The following is a 15948-nucleotide window of genomic DNA, read 5'->3' on the forward strand; positions in this document are numbered from 1 at the left end:
CGCGTGACGGCTGCGCCGTCCTCCACCGGCCCGGGCTCCTGGAACGTCAGGAGGCCCGGGCCTCGTCGTACGCGTCCTGGGCCCGCCGCACGGCGTCGACCCGCTGCTCCGTCCACCGGGCGAGCGCCCACACCTGTTCGGCCGCCTCCTCGCCCATGGCGGTGAGCGAGTAGTCGACGCGGGGCGGGATGACCGGATGGGCGTGGCGGTGGACGAGGCCGTCCCGCTCCAGGGTCTGGAGGGTCTGAGCGAGCATCTTCTCGCTGACGCCGCCGACGGTCCGGCGCAGCTCGCTGAACCGGTGGGAACGGTCGCGCAGGGCGGCGAGGACGAGCACGCCCCAGCGGCTGGTGACGTGTTCCAGGATCAGCCGTGAGGGGCACAGCGGGTTGTGGACGTCGGCGGCACGGGCCCGCCCGCTGGACCGCTCCGGGGCCGGGACGCGGGCCTCCTCCTTGCCTGCACTTACGCTCATGCCAGTACCTTACTCCAAAGTGGGTACTTTCCAAAGGTTAGCGCTGTCCGTAGGTTGGTGACTCCCTCTACCGAACGGAGCACCACCCATGAGCACCGTCGTCACCGGAGCCACCGGCCGCCTCGGCCGCCTCGTCGTCGACGCCCTGCTGGCGGACGGCGTCCCCGCCGCCTCGATCGCCGCCGTCGTGCGCGACAAGGCGAAGGCGGCGGACCTGGCGGAGCGCGGCGTCGAGCTGCGCGTCGCCGACTACGACCGGCCCGAGACCCTCGCCGACGCCTTCGAGGCGGGCGACCGCGTCCTGCTGGTGTCCGGCAGCGAGGTCGGCCGGCGCGTGCCCCAGCACGCCGCCGTGATCAGCGCGGCGAAGGCGGCGGGGGTCTCGCAGCTCGCGTACACCAGCGTCCTCGGCGGGCCCGACGCCGACTTCGACATGGCCGCCGAGCACCGGGCCACCGAGCGGATCCTGCTCGAATCGGGACTGCCGTACACACTGCTGCGCAACGGCTGGTACACGGAGAACTACACGGACAACCTGGCCCCGGTCCTCGCGCACGGCGCCGTCGTCGCCAACGCGGGCGACGGCCGGGTCGCCTCCGCCGCGCGCGCCGACTACGCGGCGGCCGCCGCCGCGGTCCTCACCCGGGACGGCCATCTCGGGAAGGCGTACGAGTTGAGCGGCGACACCGCGTGGTCCTTCGCCGAGTACGCGGCCGAGGTCGCCCGGCAGTCCGGCCGGGACATCACGTATTCCGACGTGCCCGCCGGGACCCACCTGGCCGTTCTCACCGGCGCGGGTGTGCCGGAGCCGTTCGCCGCGATCCTCGTCGACGTCGACGAGGCGATCGGGCGCGGGCGGCTGGCCGGCACGAGCGGTGACCTGGCCCGGCTCATCGGCCGCCCGACGACGCCGCTCGCGGACATGGTGGCGCGGGCGCTGCGGGACCGGTGACCTTGCGCCTCACGGCATGCGCGCCCGCGTGCGTCATGACCGGGCGCCGTGGGCGTGTGACCGCGCCCCGCGGGCGTCATGACCGTATCGCGGTACGGACATGACAGCCTGCCGGGTACGGCGCTACCTTCTTCGGGGCAGGCGGCCCTTTCCCACCACTGGCGCGGGGCCGGCGCAGGCAGAGGGTGAAAGGACGGCGGCCGATGGCGGCGAAAAGCGGCGGAGAGCAGCGGGCGGGACTCCTCTACGGCTTCGGCGCGTACGGAATGTGGGGGCTGGTTCCCCTCTTCTGGCCGCTCCTCAAGCCCGCCGGGGCGATGGAGATCCTGGCCCACCGGATGGTCTGGTCGCTCGCCGTCGTCGGCATCGCGCTGGTGGCGGTGCGCCGGTGGGCGTGGATCGGCGAGCTGGTCCGCCGGCCGCGCAAGCTCGGACTCATAGCCGTCGCGGCCGCCGTCATCACCGTCAACTGGGGGCTCTACATCTGGGCCGTCAACAACGGCCAGGTCGTCGAGGCGTCGCTCGGTTACTTCATCAACCCGCTGGTCACCATCGCCATGGGCGTCCTGCTGCTGAAGGAACGGCTGCGGCCGGTGCAGTGGGCGGCGGTGGGCATCGGCTTCGCCGCCGTGCTGGTGCTGGCCGTGGGGTACGGGCGGCCGCCGTGGATCTCGCTGGTCCTGGCGTTCTCGTTCGCGGTGTACGGGCTGGTCAAGAAGAAGGTCAACCTCGGGGGCGTGGAGTCGCTCGCCGCCGAGACTGCGATCCAGTTCCTGCCCGCGCTGGGCTACCTGCTGTGGATCGGATCCCACGGGGGCGCGACCTTCGGCACTCAGGGGCCGGGCCATGCGGCGCTGCTCGCCGCCACCGGCATCGTGACCGCCGCGCCGCTGGTGTGCTTCGGGGCGGCGGCGATACGGGTGCCGCTGTCGACGCTGGGGCTGCTCCAGTACCTGGCGCCCGTCTTCCAGTTCGGGCTCGGCGTCGTGTACTTCCACGAGGCGATGCCGGCGGAGCGGTGGGCCGGCTTCTCGCTGGTGTGGGCGGCCCTGGCCCTGCTGACGTGGGACGCGCTGCGGTCCGCCCGCCGCGGACGCACCGAAGCGCTCCGCCTGGCCGCGCTCGCGGCGGCGGGGACGAGTGTTGGTGCGGGCTCGGTTGCGGGTGGGGCGGGTGACTCGGGTGCCGCCGGCGGCCCGGGTGCCGTCTCCGCCGGCGAGGCGGCTTCGCCGTCCGACTCCGCCCCTGCGGCGAAGACCGCGCCCTAGAACCCTGCGGGGCGGCCGGCCGTGGGCGGGCGGCCCGGCTTGCGGGGCCGTACCGCCCGCGCGGGCGGCGGGCGGCGCTTCCGCCGCCGAGCCGCCGCGCGCGGGACCTACGCCACCGGGACCGTTCCCTTGGTGGACGGGGCCGGGTGGGGAGTCCGGGGCGGGGTGGCTCGCGTGCGCAGGCCGAAGGCCGTGATCACCGCTCCGGCCAGCACCATCGCCACCGGTACCGTCAGCGCCGCGCGGAACGCGTGCAGGGTGGACTCACGGGAACCGTCGCCCCCAGCCGCCACCAGGCCGTACACCGCCGTGACCGCCGAGATGCCGACCGCCGAGCCGAACTGCGTCGCGGTCGCCAGCAGTCCGCCCGCCAGGCCCTGCTCCTTCTCCTCGACGCCGTCCGTGGCAGCGATGGTGAGCGGCCCGTACGCCAGGGCGAACGCCGTGCCGGTCAGGAACAGGGTCGGCAGCATCGCGGCGTACGACCAGTCGAGCCCCAGCGGCAGGAACAGCGCGTACGACACGATCGCCAGCACGAAGCCGCCGGAGATCACCCGCGCGTTGCCGAACCGGTCGACCAGGCGCGGCGTCAGGGTCGGCGCGAGCACCGCGTCCACGCCCATGATCACCAGCGCCAGTGCCGTCTCCAGCGAGGACCAGCCGCGCAGCTCCTGGAGGTAGAGCGTGATCATGAACTGAAAGCCGAAGAAGGAGCCGACGAAGAGCAGCGCGCCCAGGTCCGCGCGGACCATCGCCGCCTTGCGCAGGATGCCGAGCCGTACGAGCGGAGCCGCCGACCGGCGCTCGATCACCACGAACGCGGCCACGAGCAGCAGCCCCGCCGCGACCGCGCCAACGGTGATCGGCCAGCCGTCCAGGCCGTGCTCCATCCGTACGATGCCGTACGCCGACAGCAGCATCGCCCCGGCGGCGGTGGCCGCCCCCGCGAGGTCGAAGGCGCCGCTCCGGCGGGCCGGCCGTTCTTCGGCCGGCAGCAGCCGCAGCGCCGCGAACAGGATGAGGCCGCCGAGCACGACCGGCGCGAAGAAGACCCAGCGCCAGCCGAGCTGCGTCAGCAGTCCGCCGATGACCAGGCCGAGCGAGAAGCCGCCGGCGGCCGTGCCGGCGAAGACGAGCAGGGCCTTGTTCCGCTGGGGACCCTCCTCGTACGAGGTGGTGATGATCGACATCGCGGCCGGCGTCATGAAGGCCGCCGCCACACCCGTCACGAAGCGGGCGACGACCAGCATCCAGCCCTCGGTCGCGAACCCGCCGAGCATCGAGAAGCCGAGGAAGACGGTGAGCCAGGTCAGGAACATGCGCCGCCTGCCCAGCAGGTCGGCCGCGCGGCCCCCGAGGAGCGTGAATCCGGCGTATCCGAGCACGTACGCGCTCATCAGCCAGGCCGCCGTGCCGGTCGGCAGCTCCAGGTCGGATCTGATGGACGGCACGGCCACCGACAGCATGGCCACGTCGATGCCTTCGAGGAAGATGGTGCCGCTGAGTACGAGCAGGAGTGCCCAGGCGCGTCGGGTCATGGGGTCGCCTCACGTCGAGTCGGTTATCGGGATGCCGGTCGGTTCTCTCTTGTAACCATTGGCATCCTGAGGCAGCATCAGGCGACATGGAAGAAGGCACTTTGAAGTCACCGAGTAACTGCGAAGTCACCGACTCCCAGGGGGCGTACGGCGACACCGACCCCTTCCAGTGGGACACCCGCGAGGACTGCGAGGTCCGCCAGATCCTCGACCGCGTCGCGGACAAGTGGTCGCTGCTCGTCATCGCGCTGCTGGACCGCCACGTACTGCGCTTCACCGAGCTGCGGCGCAAGATCGACGGCATCAGCCAGCGCATGCTGACGGTGACGCTGCGTCAGCTTGAGCGGGACGGGCTCGTCAAGCGCACGGTGCATCCGGTGGTTCCGCCGCGCGTGGAGTACGAACTCACGCCGCTGGGCGCGACGTTGCACACCACGATCCGCTCGCTCGTGACCTGGACCGAGGAGCACCAGAACGAGATCGCGGCGGCCCGCGCCGACTACGACGCCCGCGCGGCGGAGGAAGTGGAGCAGGCCCCGCGCGCTCCCGCCGCCGCCCGGTGAGATCCGCCGCGGCCTCTCCGTGACGGCGGGATCCGTCGGCGCCCGGCGCCCTCGGGTGAGGCGTCCCCACGGTTCAGCGCGTCAGTCTTCTCCCCCGGCGCGGGCCTGGCGGGCCCGGTGGGCGCGGGCCTTGCTGCGGTTGCCGCAGCGTTCCATCGCGCACCAGCGCCGGCGGCCGGGGCGTGAGGTGTCGACGAACAGCAGGTAGCAGTCGTGCGAGCCGCACTCGCGGACGCGATGGGCGTACGGTCCGGTGAACAGGTCGATCGCGTCGCGGGCCACCGTCGACAGCAGCCGGCCCCCGGTCGCGCCCGGCGCCCACTCGCGTACGGCTCCCACGCCCGCCGCCAGCCCGACCCGGGCGACCAGCGGCTCGTGCGCGGCCCGCTCGTTGACCACGTCGAGGTCCGGGGCGGCCAGGGCGCGGCCGTGGGCCCGGTCCCCGGCGAGCCGGTGGAGCGCGTCGCGCAGGGTGCGCGCGTCCGCGAGTTCGCCCTTGCTCACCGTCAGGTCGAGGCCGCCCGGCAACCGGCTGCTGCGTGCCCACCGCACCAGATCCGCCGGCTCGTGCAGCACCTCGTACCGGGCGAGCAGGCCGGGGCCGCCGGTCGGCAGGAGTTCGAGGCACAGGGCACCCGGGTCGAAGAGGTACGGACGCCCTTCGGGTGTACGCAGGGTGAGTCCGGGCGAGTCTGTTGCGGGCGCGATCACGTAACCACTATAACCAGTTAGCATGACACTGCACTGGAAGCTCGTCGTCGATGCCGCCGACCCGCACGCGCAGGCCGATTTCTGGGCCGCCACCCTCGGTTACGAGGTGGAGGACAACGACGCGCTCATCGCCCGCCTCCTCGACGCGGGCGCCGTGCCGCCGGCGATCGTGGTGGAGTCGCACGGCCGCCGCGCTTGGCGTGATCTGATCGCCGTCCGGCATCCGGACGACCCGCACGACGAGGACAGCGGCATGGGGCTCGGCCGCCGGATCCTCTTCCAGCGCGTACCGGAGCCGAAGACGGTCAAGAACCGGCTGCACATCGACGTGCACGCCGAACCCGGCACCCGCGACGCCGAGGTGGCCCGGCTGGAGGCGCTGGGCGCGGCCGTCGTCCGCCAGGTGCGGGAGCCCGGCGGCGAGTGGGTGGTCATGGCCGATCCCGAGGGCAACGAGTTCTGCGTCCAGTGACGCACCGCGCCGCGGCTGTACGCGCCGGCCATTATCCGCACCCTGTCCGCCGTCCGGCATCCGAACACCGGTGACCGGTTTCCGCTCTTGACGGAGAGTCAAACTCTCACTGAACATTCAGCACGCACAGCGCACGCACAGTCAGGCACAGCCCTGAGCACCACCAGCTCCAACGCCCCGCGCCGCCACCCGCGTCACGGGGCGTCTCGCACGTTCCGTCAGTCCCCGAACGGAATACCGGAGCCCCCACATGAACCTCTCCAGCACCTCCCGCCTCTCCCCTTCCAGACGCACCGCGGCCGTCGTCGCCCTGGCCCTCACCGGCCTGGTCGCCGCCACCGCTCCCACCGCGTCGGCCGCCCCGGCCGCCCCCGCGGCCGCGCTAGCGGCCCCCGACATACCCCTCGCCAACGTCAAGGCGCACCTCACCCAGCTCCAGTCGATAGCCACCGCCAACGGCGGCAACCGCGCCCACGGCCGCCCCGGCTACAAGGCGTCCGTCGACTACCTCAAGGCCAAGCTGGACGCGGCCGGATTCACCACGACCGTCACGACGTTCACCACCAGCGGCGCCACCGGCTACAACCTCATAGCCGACTGGCCGGGCGGCGACCCGAACCAGATCCTGATGGCCGGCGCGCACCTCGACTCGGTCTCGTCGGGCGCCGGCATCAACGACAACGGATCCGGCTCCGCCGCCGTCCTGGAGACCGCCCTAGCCGTCTCCCGCGCCCAGCTCAAGCCGACGAAGCACCTGCGTTTCGGCTGGTGGGGCGCGGAGGAGCTGGGCCTCGTCGGCTCCAAGGCGTACGTCAACAGCCTGCCGGCCACCGAGCGTTCGAAGTTCTCCGGCTACCTGAACTTCGACATGATCGGCTCGCCGAACCCCGGCTACTTCGTCTACGACGACGACCCGGCCATCGAGAAGACCTTCAAGGACTACTACGCGGGCCTCGGCGTCCCGACTGAGATCGAGACCGAGGGCGACGGCCGCTCCGACCACGCGAGCTTCAAGAACGTCGGCATACCGGTCGGCGGCCTCTTCACCGGCGCGAGCCGCACCAAGACCAGCGCCCAGGCGCAGAAGTGGGGCGGCACGGCGGGCACCGCGTTCGACCGCTGCTACCACTCGTCCTGCGACACCACGGCGAACATCAACGACACCGCCCTCGACCGCAACAGCGACGCGATCGCGCACGCCGTGTGGACCCTGGGGTCCGGCCCGGTCGTCCCGCCCGGCGACGCGTACGAGAACACCGCCGACGTCGCCGTGCCGGACAACGGCGCGGCCGTCACCTCGTCCGTCACCGTCGCCGGCCGTACGGGCAACGCCCCGGCCGCGCTCGGTGTCGGCGTCGACATCAAGCACACCTGGCGCGGTGACCTGGTCGTCGACCTCGTGGCGCCGGACGGGACGGCGTACCGGCTGAAGAACTCCAGCAGCAGCGACTCGGCCGACAACGTGATCGCCACCTACACGGTGGACGCGTCGAGCGAGGTGGCCAACGGCACCTGGAAGCTCAGGGTCCAGGACATCGCCGCGCAGGACACCGGCTACATCGACAGCTGGAAGCTCACCTTCTGATCGCCCGCACGGCCCGGCCCCGGCGGGGGCCGGGCCGCTTCACGCCGTGATGTCCTTCGTCGTGAAGCGCGCCCAGGCGGCGGAGCCGAACACGGCGGCGTACAGCGCCTGGAGCCCGAGGTTGTCCAGCACCTCGTCCCAGTACACCGGCTCGCGCAGCAGATCCGCGAAGGACAGCCAGTGGTGCGGGAAGAGGTACGGGTGGATCGCCGCAAGCTGCGGGATCGTGTCCAGGATCTGCACCGTGATCAGCAGCCCGACCGTCGTCGCCATCGCCGCGACCCCGCTGTTGGTGAGGGTCGAGACGAACAGGCCGATGGCCGCGAGCCCGGTCAGCGAGGCCGCCACCAGTGCCGCGATCAGCACGGCCCGCAGCAGGCCCTCGCCGAGGCCGATCCGCGTGCCGGAGATCGTCGTGACCTCGCCCAGCGGAAAGAGCAGGGCGGCGGTGGCCAGCGCCGACACGGCGACGACCAGGGTCGCGACCAGGCAGAAGACCAGCGTGGCCGCGTACTTCGCGAGCAGCAGCCGGGTACGTCCGGCCGGGGCGACCAGCAGATAGCGCAGCGTGCCCGCGTTCGCCTCGCCCGCCACCGCGTCGCCCGCGACGACGCCCACCGCCATCGGCAGGAAGACCGGCAGGGTCGCGGCGAGCGCCGCGAACACCAGGAAGAGACCGTTGTGGGTGATCTGGGAGAGGAAGGCGGGGCCGCCCCCCTCTCCGCCGCCCCCGCCGCCGGCCGGTGAACCGTCGCTCGTCTCGATCTTCACCGCGATGCCGATGAGCACGGGCACGGCGGCCAGCACCGCCAGCAGCGCGAGCGTCCGCCAGCGCCGGAAGGTGATCGTCAGCTCGGACCGGAAGAGGCCGAGGGTCCACAGCGGGCCGCGACCGCGCGGAGCGTCCGGCGGCCGGACCGTCGTCTCAGCCTTCGACATCGAAGCCCTCCCCGGTCAGCGCCACGAAGGCGTCCTCCAGCGAGGCGCGTTCGACACCGAACGCCCTCACGCGTACATCGGCGCGCACGAGCGCCGCGTTGAGGTCGGCCGGCTCCACGTCCCCCGGCGGCAGCTCCCCGGTGACCCGCCCCCGCGACACGGCCAGACCGGTCACGCCGTGCTCCTTGAGCACCCGGGCGGCGTCCTCCGGGTCCGGTGTGGTGACGGCGAGCCGCCCGCGGGCACCGGCCGCCAGCTCGTCGACGCTGCCCTGGACGACGAGCCGGCCACGGGCCATCACCGCCGCGTGCGTGCACACCTGCTCGATCTCGTCGAGCAGGTGCGAGGAGAGGAAGACCGTCGTGCCGTCCGCCGCCAGCTCCCGCACCAGGGAGCGGATCTCCCGCATGCCCTGCGGGTCGAGGCCGTTCGTCGGCTCGTCCAGCACGAGCAGCCGGCGCGGCTGGAGCAGCGCGGACGCGAGCCCCAGCCGCTGCTTCATGCCCAGCGAGTACGCCTTGGCCTTCTTGGCCCCCGCGGCCGTCAGGCCGACCCGGTCGAGCGCCGCCGCGACCCGGGCCCGGCGGGTGCGCGGGTCCGCCGTCGGGTCGGCCGAGTCGTAGCGGACGAGGTTGTCCCGCCCCGAAAGGAACCCGTACAGCGCAGGTCCCTCGATGAGCGCCCCCACCTGCGGCAGGACGCCCCGGGCGGCGCGGGGTACGGGGCGGCCGAGCAGTGTCGCCGTACCGGAGGTCGGTGCGATCAGGCCCATCAGCATGCGGATGGTGGTGGTCTTGCCCGAGCCGTTGGGCCCGAGGAAGCCGAAGACGCTGCCGGCGGGCACGCTCAGGTCGAGGCCGTCGACGGCGAGCTGCCCGCCGCGGAAGCGCTTCGTGAGCCCCCGCGTGTCGATCACGGTCTCACTGTCCACGGCGGGCGACTCCTCCGTCCCGGCTGTGCGCCGCTCCTGCTACTCGGCCTACTTGGCCACGTTCGCGGCCCGGACCAGCGTGTCCTGGGTGACCGCGCCGACGTAGACCTTGCCGTCGTCCGTCATCAGGGCGTTGACGAGACGGGTCTTGAAGACCGTGCCCGAGCCGAACTCGCCGGACACCTTGTCGCCGAGCGCGTCGAGGAACTCCTCGGCCTCCGGCGGCACCTCGCCCTTGCCGGGCGCCTTGAAGTCCTTCTCACCGCCGGGCGAGGAGATCTCGGCGACCGTGGTCCAGCCCTCGCCGATGACGTTGAGCCCCTCGAAGTCCTCCGGGCCCCCTTCGCCCTTGAGGTCCTTCTCGAAGTCCTTGCCGAAGTCCTTCTCGTGGCCCGCGGCCTCGTCGGCCTCGGTCACCTTCGCGCCCTTGGGCGGGCTGAAGTCGAAGGTGTCCGCGGCCGGCTTCGCGAAGTCGACCTTGGTGAAGCCCGCGTCGATCGCGGCCTTGCCGCCGCCGCTCGGCTGGAGCGTGAACTTGAGGGGCACTCCGTTCTCGGCGTCGACCGCGATCCGCACCGCCCCGATCGTCGAACCGGACTGCTTCGGCTTGATCAGGAGCTGGTACGCGTCCCGGCCGGCGACCTGCGCCGTGCCGTCGACCGTCACCGACGTGGTCTTGTCCGCGGCCTTCAGCGCCTCCTCGGCGAGCCCCTTGGGGGTCGTCGGAACGCCCTCGGGGAGCTTCTCGTGCCTGCCGGAGCCGTCCGACCCCTTGCCCGGGTCCTTGGCGCCGGCGGGCGCCTCGGCGTGGAACGCCTCGTTCGAGGCACTGTCGTACGCCCACACCTCACCGGCGTTGTGGATCAGGCTGTACTCCGCGGCCTCGTCCAGGACGGAAACCCGCTGCTTGTCGGGACCGTCGGCCGCCACCCTCAGGGTGTGCGTACCGGAGGCGAGTTCCATCAGCTTGGCCTGCGGGTCGGCCGACGAGCCCTCGCCGTCGCCCCCGCCCTTGGGCGCCAGGCTGTCCGCGAAGCCGCCGAGCGACGGGATGCCCAGGTCGGTGCTGATCTTCACGGTGCCGGAGAGCTGCTGTGTGTCCGAGGCCGCGATCTTCTCTATCAGCTGCTGTGCGGTGATCTCGGGCAGGTCCGGGTCGCCGGAATCGGCGAGCGCCGGGACGAGCCCGAAGGTCGCCGCCGCCACCCCCGCCACCGCGACCGGGACGATGTAGCGCGCGGCCTTGCGGCGTCCCGCGGTGAAGTCCCTGCCCTCGGTGGTCTGTGCGCTGTCGTTCGGTGCCATGTGTGCCCTACCTCCGTGGTCGGCGGCCGTCGTCCAGTTGCACTCGTCCACCCCGCGCCGCCATTCTCACCCGAATCGGTGGTGAGTGGTGCTTCTCATCTGACCAAAACAACGGCCCCGAAGCGTCAGACCCCGGGCTCGATCCATGTACTGCTCGGGGATGACATCGGGCGCCGGCGTCTCCCCCGCCAGAGAGCGATCACGACGGTTGCCCCTTGCATCCATTTCGCGCCGGGTCGGCGCTCAGCGCGGCAGGAACACGTAGTCCGCCTGATAGGGAACCGCCGCCCGCGCACCCGTCTCGCAGTCGCCGGCCGGCGCCGTGCCGCCGACCGTGTTCAGCCGCAGGATCTCGGCGGTCCGCGCCAGCAGCCCGTGCTTCGCACCGGCCTGCTCGGCCCGCAGGACGAGTTCCGGGATGTTGCCGTCGCCGTTCGGGGTCCTGCTGACGACCGAGCCGGTGACCGCGCTGCCGTCGGGCGCGATCCACTGCGGCGTACCGGAGTTCGGCCGTACGAAGGAGTGGGCGATGCCTCCGGCGAGTACGGCCCGTACGTCCCGCTGCCGGAACGCGCGCCGGCCGTCCGGCCCCTCCTCGCATCCGTAGATCTGCTCGCCCTTGAGCACCGGGGCCGAGAAGGCGCGGAGCGCGCGGCCGGTGTCGAAGCCGCCGGCGACCGCGTGGAACTGGCCGCGCACCGCGCCGCCGGGGAATTCGGCGGTGTGCAGGTTGGCGTAGAAACCCGTGGGGGCGGTCTCGAACGCGGTGAGCAGCGCGGCGTCCGCGACCTTGACGGCACCGGTCGCGGTCCGCCACTCACCGTGGCGGGCGGCTTCGGCCCGGCCCTGCCCCACGCCCCGGCCCTCGCGCACGCCGAGCTGCTCGGTGAGGTCGATCTTCATGCCGCCGTTGACGCCCCTGGCGCCCTGGTGGATGTGCAGCGCGGTGGGTCTGCCGGTGCCGCGCCACTTCACGGCGAACGACACCGTGCCGCCCTTGATCTTGACGAACTCCAGCGCGACGCCGTCCTTGTCACCGGCGGCGGGGCCACCGGTGACCGGCACCTCGTTGGCGCCGTTCAGGGCGGCCACGAAGTACGACGCTCCGCTCTCCGCGCCGCCCCGCGCGGACGGCCCCGCGCCGCCGGCGGCGGCGGGGCTCGCGGCGAGCGCGAGGCCCGCCACCGCGACCGCGACGGTGCTGATGAGGACGCCGCGACGACCGCCGGCCGTCGCCGTACCCGTTCCGTTCATGACCGGATCTCCCCGTGCCAGTGCCGCCGCCCGTGCGCCGGCTTCACTGCATGGATACGGAGAGAATCCGGTCGCGGACTCACAGCGACCGTGTGACGCGCGTCACACGGCGTGCGCTATCCGGCGCGGTGCACGACGGCGTCGCACAGCTCCTCGAGAGCCGCCTTCGCGTAGCACTCGGGAAGCGGCGCGAGCACGGCCCTGGCGTCCTCGGCGTACCGGATGGTGTCGCGCCGCGCCTGCTCGAGGGCCGGGTGGGCGCGCAGCCGCCGCAGCACCTCGGTGAGCCTGGCGTCGTCCGACAGGTCGCCGTCCAGCAGCTCGCACAGCTCCACGTCCTCGGGACGCCCGTGCTCGGCCGCCTGCGCGCGCAGCAGCAGGACCGGAAGCGTGGGGATGCCCTCGCGCAGGTCCGTGCCGGGCGTCTTGCCTGACTCGTGGCTGTCGCTGGCGATGTCGAGTACGTCGTCGGCCAGCTGGAAGGCGGTGCCGAGGCGCTCGCCGTACTGGGTGAGGATGTCGACGACGCGCTCGTCGGCGCCGGCCATTATGGCGCCGAAGCGCCCCGAGACGGCGATCAGCGAACCCGTCTTGCCCGCGATGACGTCCAGGTAGTGCCCGACGGGGTCCTGGCCCTCGCGCGGTCCGGCCGTCTCCAGGATCTGGCCGGTGACCAGGCGCTCGAACGCGTCGGCCTGGATCCGTACGGCCTCGGGACCGAGGTCCGCCAGGATGCGCGAAGCGCGGGCGAAGAGGAAGTCGCCGGTCAGGACCGCGACCGAGTTGCCCCAGCGGGCGTTGGCGCTGGGCACCCCGCGGCGTACGTCCGCCTCATCCATCACGTCGTCGTGGTACAGCGTCGCCAGATGCGTCAGCTCGACGACGACGGCGGAGGGCACGATGCCCGGCGCGTGGGGGTCACCGAACTGCGCGGCCAGCATGACCAGCAGCGGCCGGAACCGCTTGCCCCCGGCCCGTACCAGGTGCTGGGCGGCCTCCGTGATGAAGGAAACCTCGCTCTTGGTAGCGTCGAGCAGTCCTTCCTCGACAGCTGCCAATCCGGTCTGGACATCGGTCTCAAGAGCCTGGTCCCGCACGCTCAGTCCGAACGGCCCGACGACGGTCACGAGGGTCACTCCTGTCTGCTGACGATCACACGGATTGTCGATGTGTCGCTGTCTTCACTCAAGTCAGCCTATCCGGTCGCCTTTCGATCACAGTGAGCGCCTTCCCGTCGCCCGGAGCACAGTCCGATGGGCACCGGTATCTTCCGCTCTCACCTGATACGCACGGGAGTGGGCGCATTGCCGCGCGCCCGTGTCCGAGCCGCCTTCGCGCCCCCGGCGGAGCCGCCCGGCCGCGCGTCCGCCGCCCGCTCCGGACCTTCCCCCACCCCAACCCCGACCGAGCCCGTACGGACACGCCCTCGGGACGGGGGGGCTGCGCGGCGGGGGCGGGGGGGCGGCCGGGCGCGTACGGACATGCCCTCGGGACGCCTCGCCGCCTGGGGGGCTCGGTGTGCCGCACTGCGGCGCGTCGCGCGTGGCGCGCAGGCGCGCTTCGGCCGTGAGTGCCGCCACCTCGGCGGACGTGCCGGGCGGCCACCGGCGAGGGCACGCCGTACGTTCCGCACAGCTCGCACGGTCCTGCCGTGCCGCCGCGGCCGGGGGGCCGGGAGAGGACCGGCGCGCGCGTCCTGGCGCCGGCGACCGGCACCGCCGCCTCTTTGTCCGTGGGCACCGGAACGGCCGGCCGGCGGCTCCGGAGGCCGAGCCCGGAGCCGAGCCGGAGGCCGGTCCGGCAGCAGCTCCCGGCGATCCGCTCGGGCTCCTCCGCACCGATGGCCGACCGGACGACGCCGAGCCGGAATTCCCCACTCCAGCAAGGCCCTTTCGGACATTGCACACTCTTCAGGCACTGCCGTCCCAGGCGACTCCCACGTAACGTGTTGTCCTCCACGACCTGGAAAGCGAGGCAGCACCGATGCCCGAGCACAGCCCGCTCGACCTGGCCGAAGGCGACCTCTTCGGCCCGCACAACCTCCCCTACGGCGTCTTCTCCACCGCGGACGAGCCCGAGCGCCGCCGGGTCGGTGTGCGGATCGGCGGCCATGTGCTGGACGCGGGGGCGGCGGCGCTCACCCTGGGCTCCCCGTACGCCGCGCTGCTCGCCCAGCCGACGCTCAACCCGCTGCTCGCCGCGGGACGTACCGCCTGGCGGGACGTGCGCCGGGCCCTCACCGCGTGGGTCACGAGCCCCGCGCACCGGGCCGACATCGAGCCGCTGCTGCACCCGGTCGCCGAGGTCACGCTGCACCTGCCCTACGACGTCGCCGACTACGTCGACTTCTACGCGAGCGAGCACCACGCCACGAACGTCGGCAGGATCTTCCGCCCCGACGGTGACGCGCTGACCCCCAACTGGAAGCACCTGCCGATCGGTTACCACGGCCGGGCCGGCACGGTCGTCGTGTCCGGTACGGACGTGGTGCGCCCCAGCGGCCAGCGCAAGGCGCCGACGGACCCGGCGCCGGTCTTCGGCCCCTCGGTCAAGCTGGACATCGAGGCGGAGGTCGGCTTCGTGGTCGGCACCCCGTCCACGCACGGCACGCCGGTCCCCCTCGCGGACTTCCGGGAGCACGTCTTCGGCCTGTTCCTCCTCAACGACTGGTCGGCGCGGGACATCCAGGCATGGGAGTACGTGCCGCTCGGGCCCTTCCTCGGCAAGTCCTTCGCCACCTCCGTCTCGGCCTGGGTGACCCCGCTGGAAGCGCTGGAAGCGGCCCATACGGCTCCGCCGGCCCGCGACTTCCCCCTTCTCCCCTACCTCGACGACAGCGACGAGGAGGAGCCGGGCGGTTACGACGTCCGCATCGAGGTGAAGATCAACGGGGAGGTGGTCTCCGCTCCCCCGTTCTCCACGATGTACTGGACCGCCGCGCAGCAGCTCGCCCAGATGACGGTGAACGGTGCCTCGCTGCGGACGGGCGACCTCTACGGTTCGGGCACGGTCAGCGGCCCCGAGGTGAATCAGCGGGGTTCGCTCCTCGAACTCACCTGGAACGGGCGGGACCCCATCGAACTCGCCACGGGCAAGCGCACGTTCCTGGAGGACGGCGACGAGGTGACGATGACGGCGTGGGCGCCGGGCCCGCACGGGACGAGGGTCGGCCTGGGCGAGGTCACTGGGCGGATCGTTCCGGCATCGGAGTGACGGATTGAGCGAGCCTCCCCCGTACACACGAACGGGGGAGCCGCTCGCGAGCACCCGCCGTACGCTGGACGGACCCGCCAGACTCCGTCCCGTGGGAGCACTGATGAGCGTCGTACCCGAGGACCCGGAGCCCACGTGGCCGGTCCCGCCCCCGGGCGGCTGGACCGCCGACGACCCGGACCGGCTTCCGAATCTGCCTCCGCACACGGAGCTGATCGACGGGAGCCTCGTCTTCGGGAGTCCACAGACCCTCTTTCACTCGCGGGCGGTCGACTTCTTCAACTGGCAACTTCAGTCCGTCGCCCCGCCGGAGCTGGAGGTGGTGCGCGAGTTCACCATCGACATCGACCGCTACAACCGGCCCGAGCCCGACGTGATCGTCGTGAACGGGGACGTCGTCGAGGACCCGGAGCAGACCCGGTTCCCCGCCGGGTCGGTGCGGCTGGCGATCGAGGTCGTCTCCCCCGAGTCCAGGTCGCGGGACCGTGAGACCAAACCGGTGAAGTACGCGCGCGCCAGGATCCCGCACTTCTGGCGGGTCGAGAACAACGGCGGCCACGCCGTCGTCTACGTCTTCGAGCTGAAGCCGAGCACCGGGGCCTACACGAGCACCGGGATCTTCCACGACCGCATGAAGGTGTCGGTCCCGTTCGCCGTCGATCTCGACCTCAGCCGCATCACCCCTCGCCGGAAGGCCGGCGGCCGGCAGTAGGACGGGCTGGGCCCGCCGGGCCCAGCTCCT

General features: G+C 72.4%; 15 protein-coding genes. 7 read left to right on the plus strand and 8 right to left on the minus strand.

Going from position 1 to position 15948, the window contains the following annotated elements:
- Nucleotides 1–46 precede the first annotated feature (46 nt).
- On the minus strand, nt 47–475 hold the full coding sequence (locus tag ACWGH0_RS08715) for a winged helix-turn-helix transcriptional regulator (protein WP_453403430.1): 429 nt from the start codon (nt 473–475) through the stop codon (nt 47–49).
- Nucleotides 476–563: 88 nt separating this feature from the next.
- Here ACWGH0_RS08715 and ACWGH0_RS08720 point away from each other — a divergent pair, with 88 nt between their 5' ends.
- Both ACWGH0_RS08720 and rarD read left to right on the plus strand, forming a co-directional pair.
- Nucleotides 564–1427: an SDR family oxidoreductase gene (locus tag ACWGH0_RS08720; RefSeq protein ID WP_453403431.1), complete on the plus strand. Its 864-nt coding sequence runs from the start codon at nt 564–566 to the stop codon at nt 1425–1427.
- A 203-nt stretch (nt 1428–1630) separates the two neighbouring features.
- Nucleotides 1631–2695 carry an EamA family transporter RarD gene (rarD, locus tag ACWGH0_RS08725; protein ID WP_453403432.1) on the plus strand — a complete coding sequence of 355 codons (1065 nt, stop codon included), beginning with the start codon at nt 1631–1633 and terminating at the stop codon, nt 2693–2695.
- A 107-nt stretch (nt 2696–2802) separates the two neighbouring features.
- Here the strand turns inward: rarD and ACWGH0_RS08730 are convergent, their stop codons facing one another.
- The gene (locus ACWGH0_RS08730) at nt 2803–4233 is read right to left on the minus strand and encodes an MFS transporter (protein ID WP_453403433.1); all 1431 of its coding nucleotides are present in this window, start codon (nt 4231–4233) and stop codon (nt 2803–2805) included.
- An 86-nt stretch (nt 4234–4319) separates the two neighbouring features.
- Here ACWGH0_RS08730 and ACWGH0_RS08735 point away from each other — a divergent pair, with 86 nt between their 5' ends.
- Nucleotides 4320–4796, plus strand: coding sequence for a winged helix-turn-helix transcriptional regulator (locus ACWGH0_RS08735; RefSeq protein WP_453403434.1), 477 nt, complete (start codon nt 4320–4322; stop codon nt 4794–4796).
- Nucleotides 4797–4877: 81 nt separating this feature from the next.
- Here the strand turns inward: ACWGH0_RS08735 and ACWGH0_RS08740 are convergent, their stop codons facing one another.
- Entirely contained in the window at nt 4878–5531 is a 654-nt protein-coding gene (locus ACWGH0_RS08740; RefSeq protein ID WP_453403435.1) for a CGNR zinc finger domain-containing protein, read from the minus strand.
- On the opposite strand from ACWGH0_RS08740, the gene ACWGH0_RS08745 reads away from it, so the two are divergent.
- Together ACWGH0_RS08745 and ACWGH0_RS08750 are read left to right on the plus strand one after the other, a co-directional pair.
- The gene (locus ACWGH0_RS08745; RefSeq protein ID WP_453403436.1) at nt 5530–5979 is read left to right on the plus strand and encodes a VOC family protein; all 450 of its coding nucleotides are present in this window, start codon (nt 5530–5532) and stop codon (nt 5977–5979) included. The genes ACWGH0_RS08740 and ACWGH0_RS08745 overlap by 2 nt on opposite strands.
- A gap of 250 nt (nt 5980–6229) precedes the next feature.
- A complete protein-coding gene (locus tag ACWGH0_RS08750) occupies nt 6230–7564 on the plus strand; it encodes a M28 family metallopeptidase (RefSeq protein WP_453403437.1) in 1335 nt (444 codons plus the stop codon).
- A gap of 39 nt (nt 7565–7603) precedes the next feature.
- On the opposite strand, the gene ACWGH0_RS08755 is transcribed toward ACWGH0_RS08750, so the two are convergent.
- From ACWGH0_RS08755 to ACWGH0_RS08775, 5 genes are all read right to left on the minus strand, one after another.
- A complete protein-coding gene (locus ACWGH0_RS08755; RefSeq protein ID WP_453403438.1) occupies nt 7604–8503 on the minus strand; it encodes an ABC transporter permease in 900 nt (299 codons plus the stop codon).
- Entirely contained in the window at nt 8490–9434 is a 945-nt protein-coding gene (locus ACWGH0_RS08760; RefSeq protein ID WP_453403439.1) for an ATP-binding cassette domain-containing protein, read from the minus strand. Before ACWGH0_RS08760 ends, ACWGH0_RS08755 begins: the two co-directional genes overlap by 14 nt.
- 48 nt (nt 9435–9482) lie before the next feature.
- Complete coding sequence (locus tag ACWGH0_RS08765) at nt 9483–10739, minus strand: LolA family protein (protein ID WP_453403440.1); 1257 nt, start codon at nt 10737–10739, stop codon at nt 9483–9485.
- Nucleotides 10740–10982: 243 nt separating this feature from the next.
- A complete protein-coding gene (locus ACWGH0_RS08770) occupies nt 10983–11993 on the minus strand; it encodes a CHRD domain-containing protein (protein ID WP_453403441.1) in 1011 nt (336 codons plus the stop codon).
- 116 nt (nt 11994–12109) lie between these two features.
- Nucleotides 12110–13120 (minus strand): polyprenyl synthetase family protein, encoded by a 1011-nt coding sequence (locus ACWGH0_RS08775; protein ID WP_453403442.1) that lies wholly within the window; start codon nt 13118–13120, stop codon nt 12110–12112.
- An 856-nt stretch (nt 13121–13976) separates the two neighbouring features.
- Here ACWGH0_RS08775 and fahA point away from each other — a divergent pair.
- Nucleotides 13977–15206: a fumarylacetoacetase gene (gene fahA, locus ACWGH0_RS08780; RefSeq protein ID WP_453403443.1), complete on the plus strand. Its 1230-nt coding sequence runs from the start codon at nt 13977–13979 to the stop codon at nt 15204–15206.
- 103 nt (nt 15207–15309) lie between these two features.
- On the plus strand, nt 15310–15918 hold the full coding sequence (locus tag ACWGH0_RS08785) for a Uma2 family endonuclease (protein ID WP_453403444.1): 609 nt from the start codon (nt 15310–15312) through the stop codon (nt 15916–15918).
- The last annotated feature ends 30 nt before the right edge of the window (nt 15919–15948 follow it).

It is taken from the genome of Streptomyces sp. NPDC054887 (assembly GCF_053610585.1).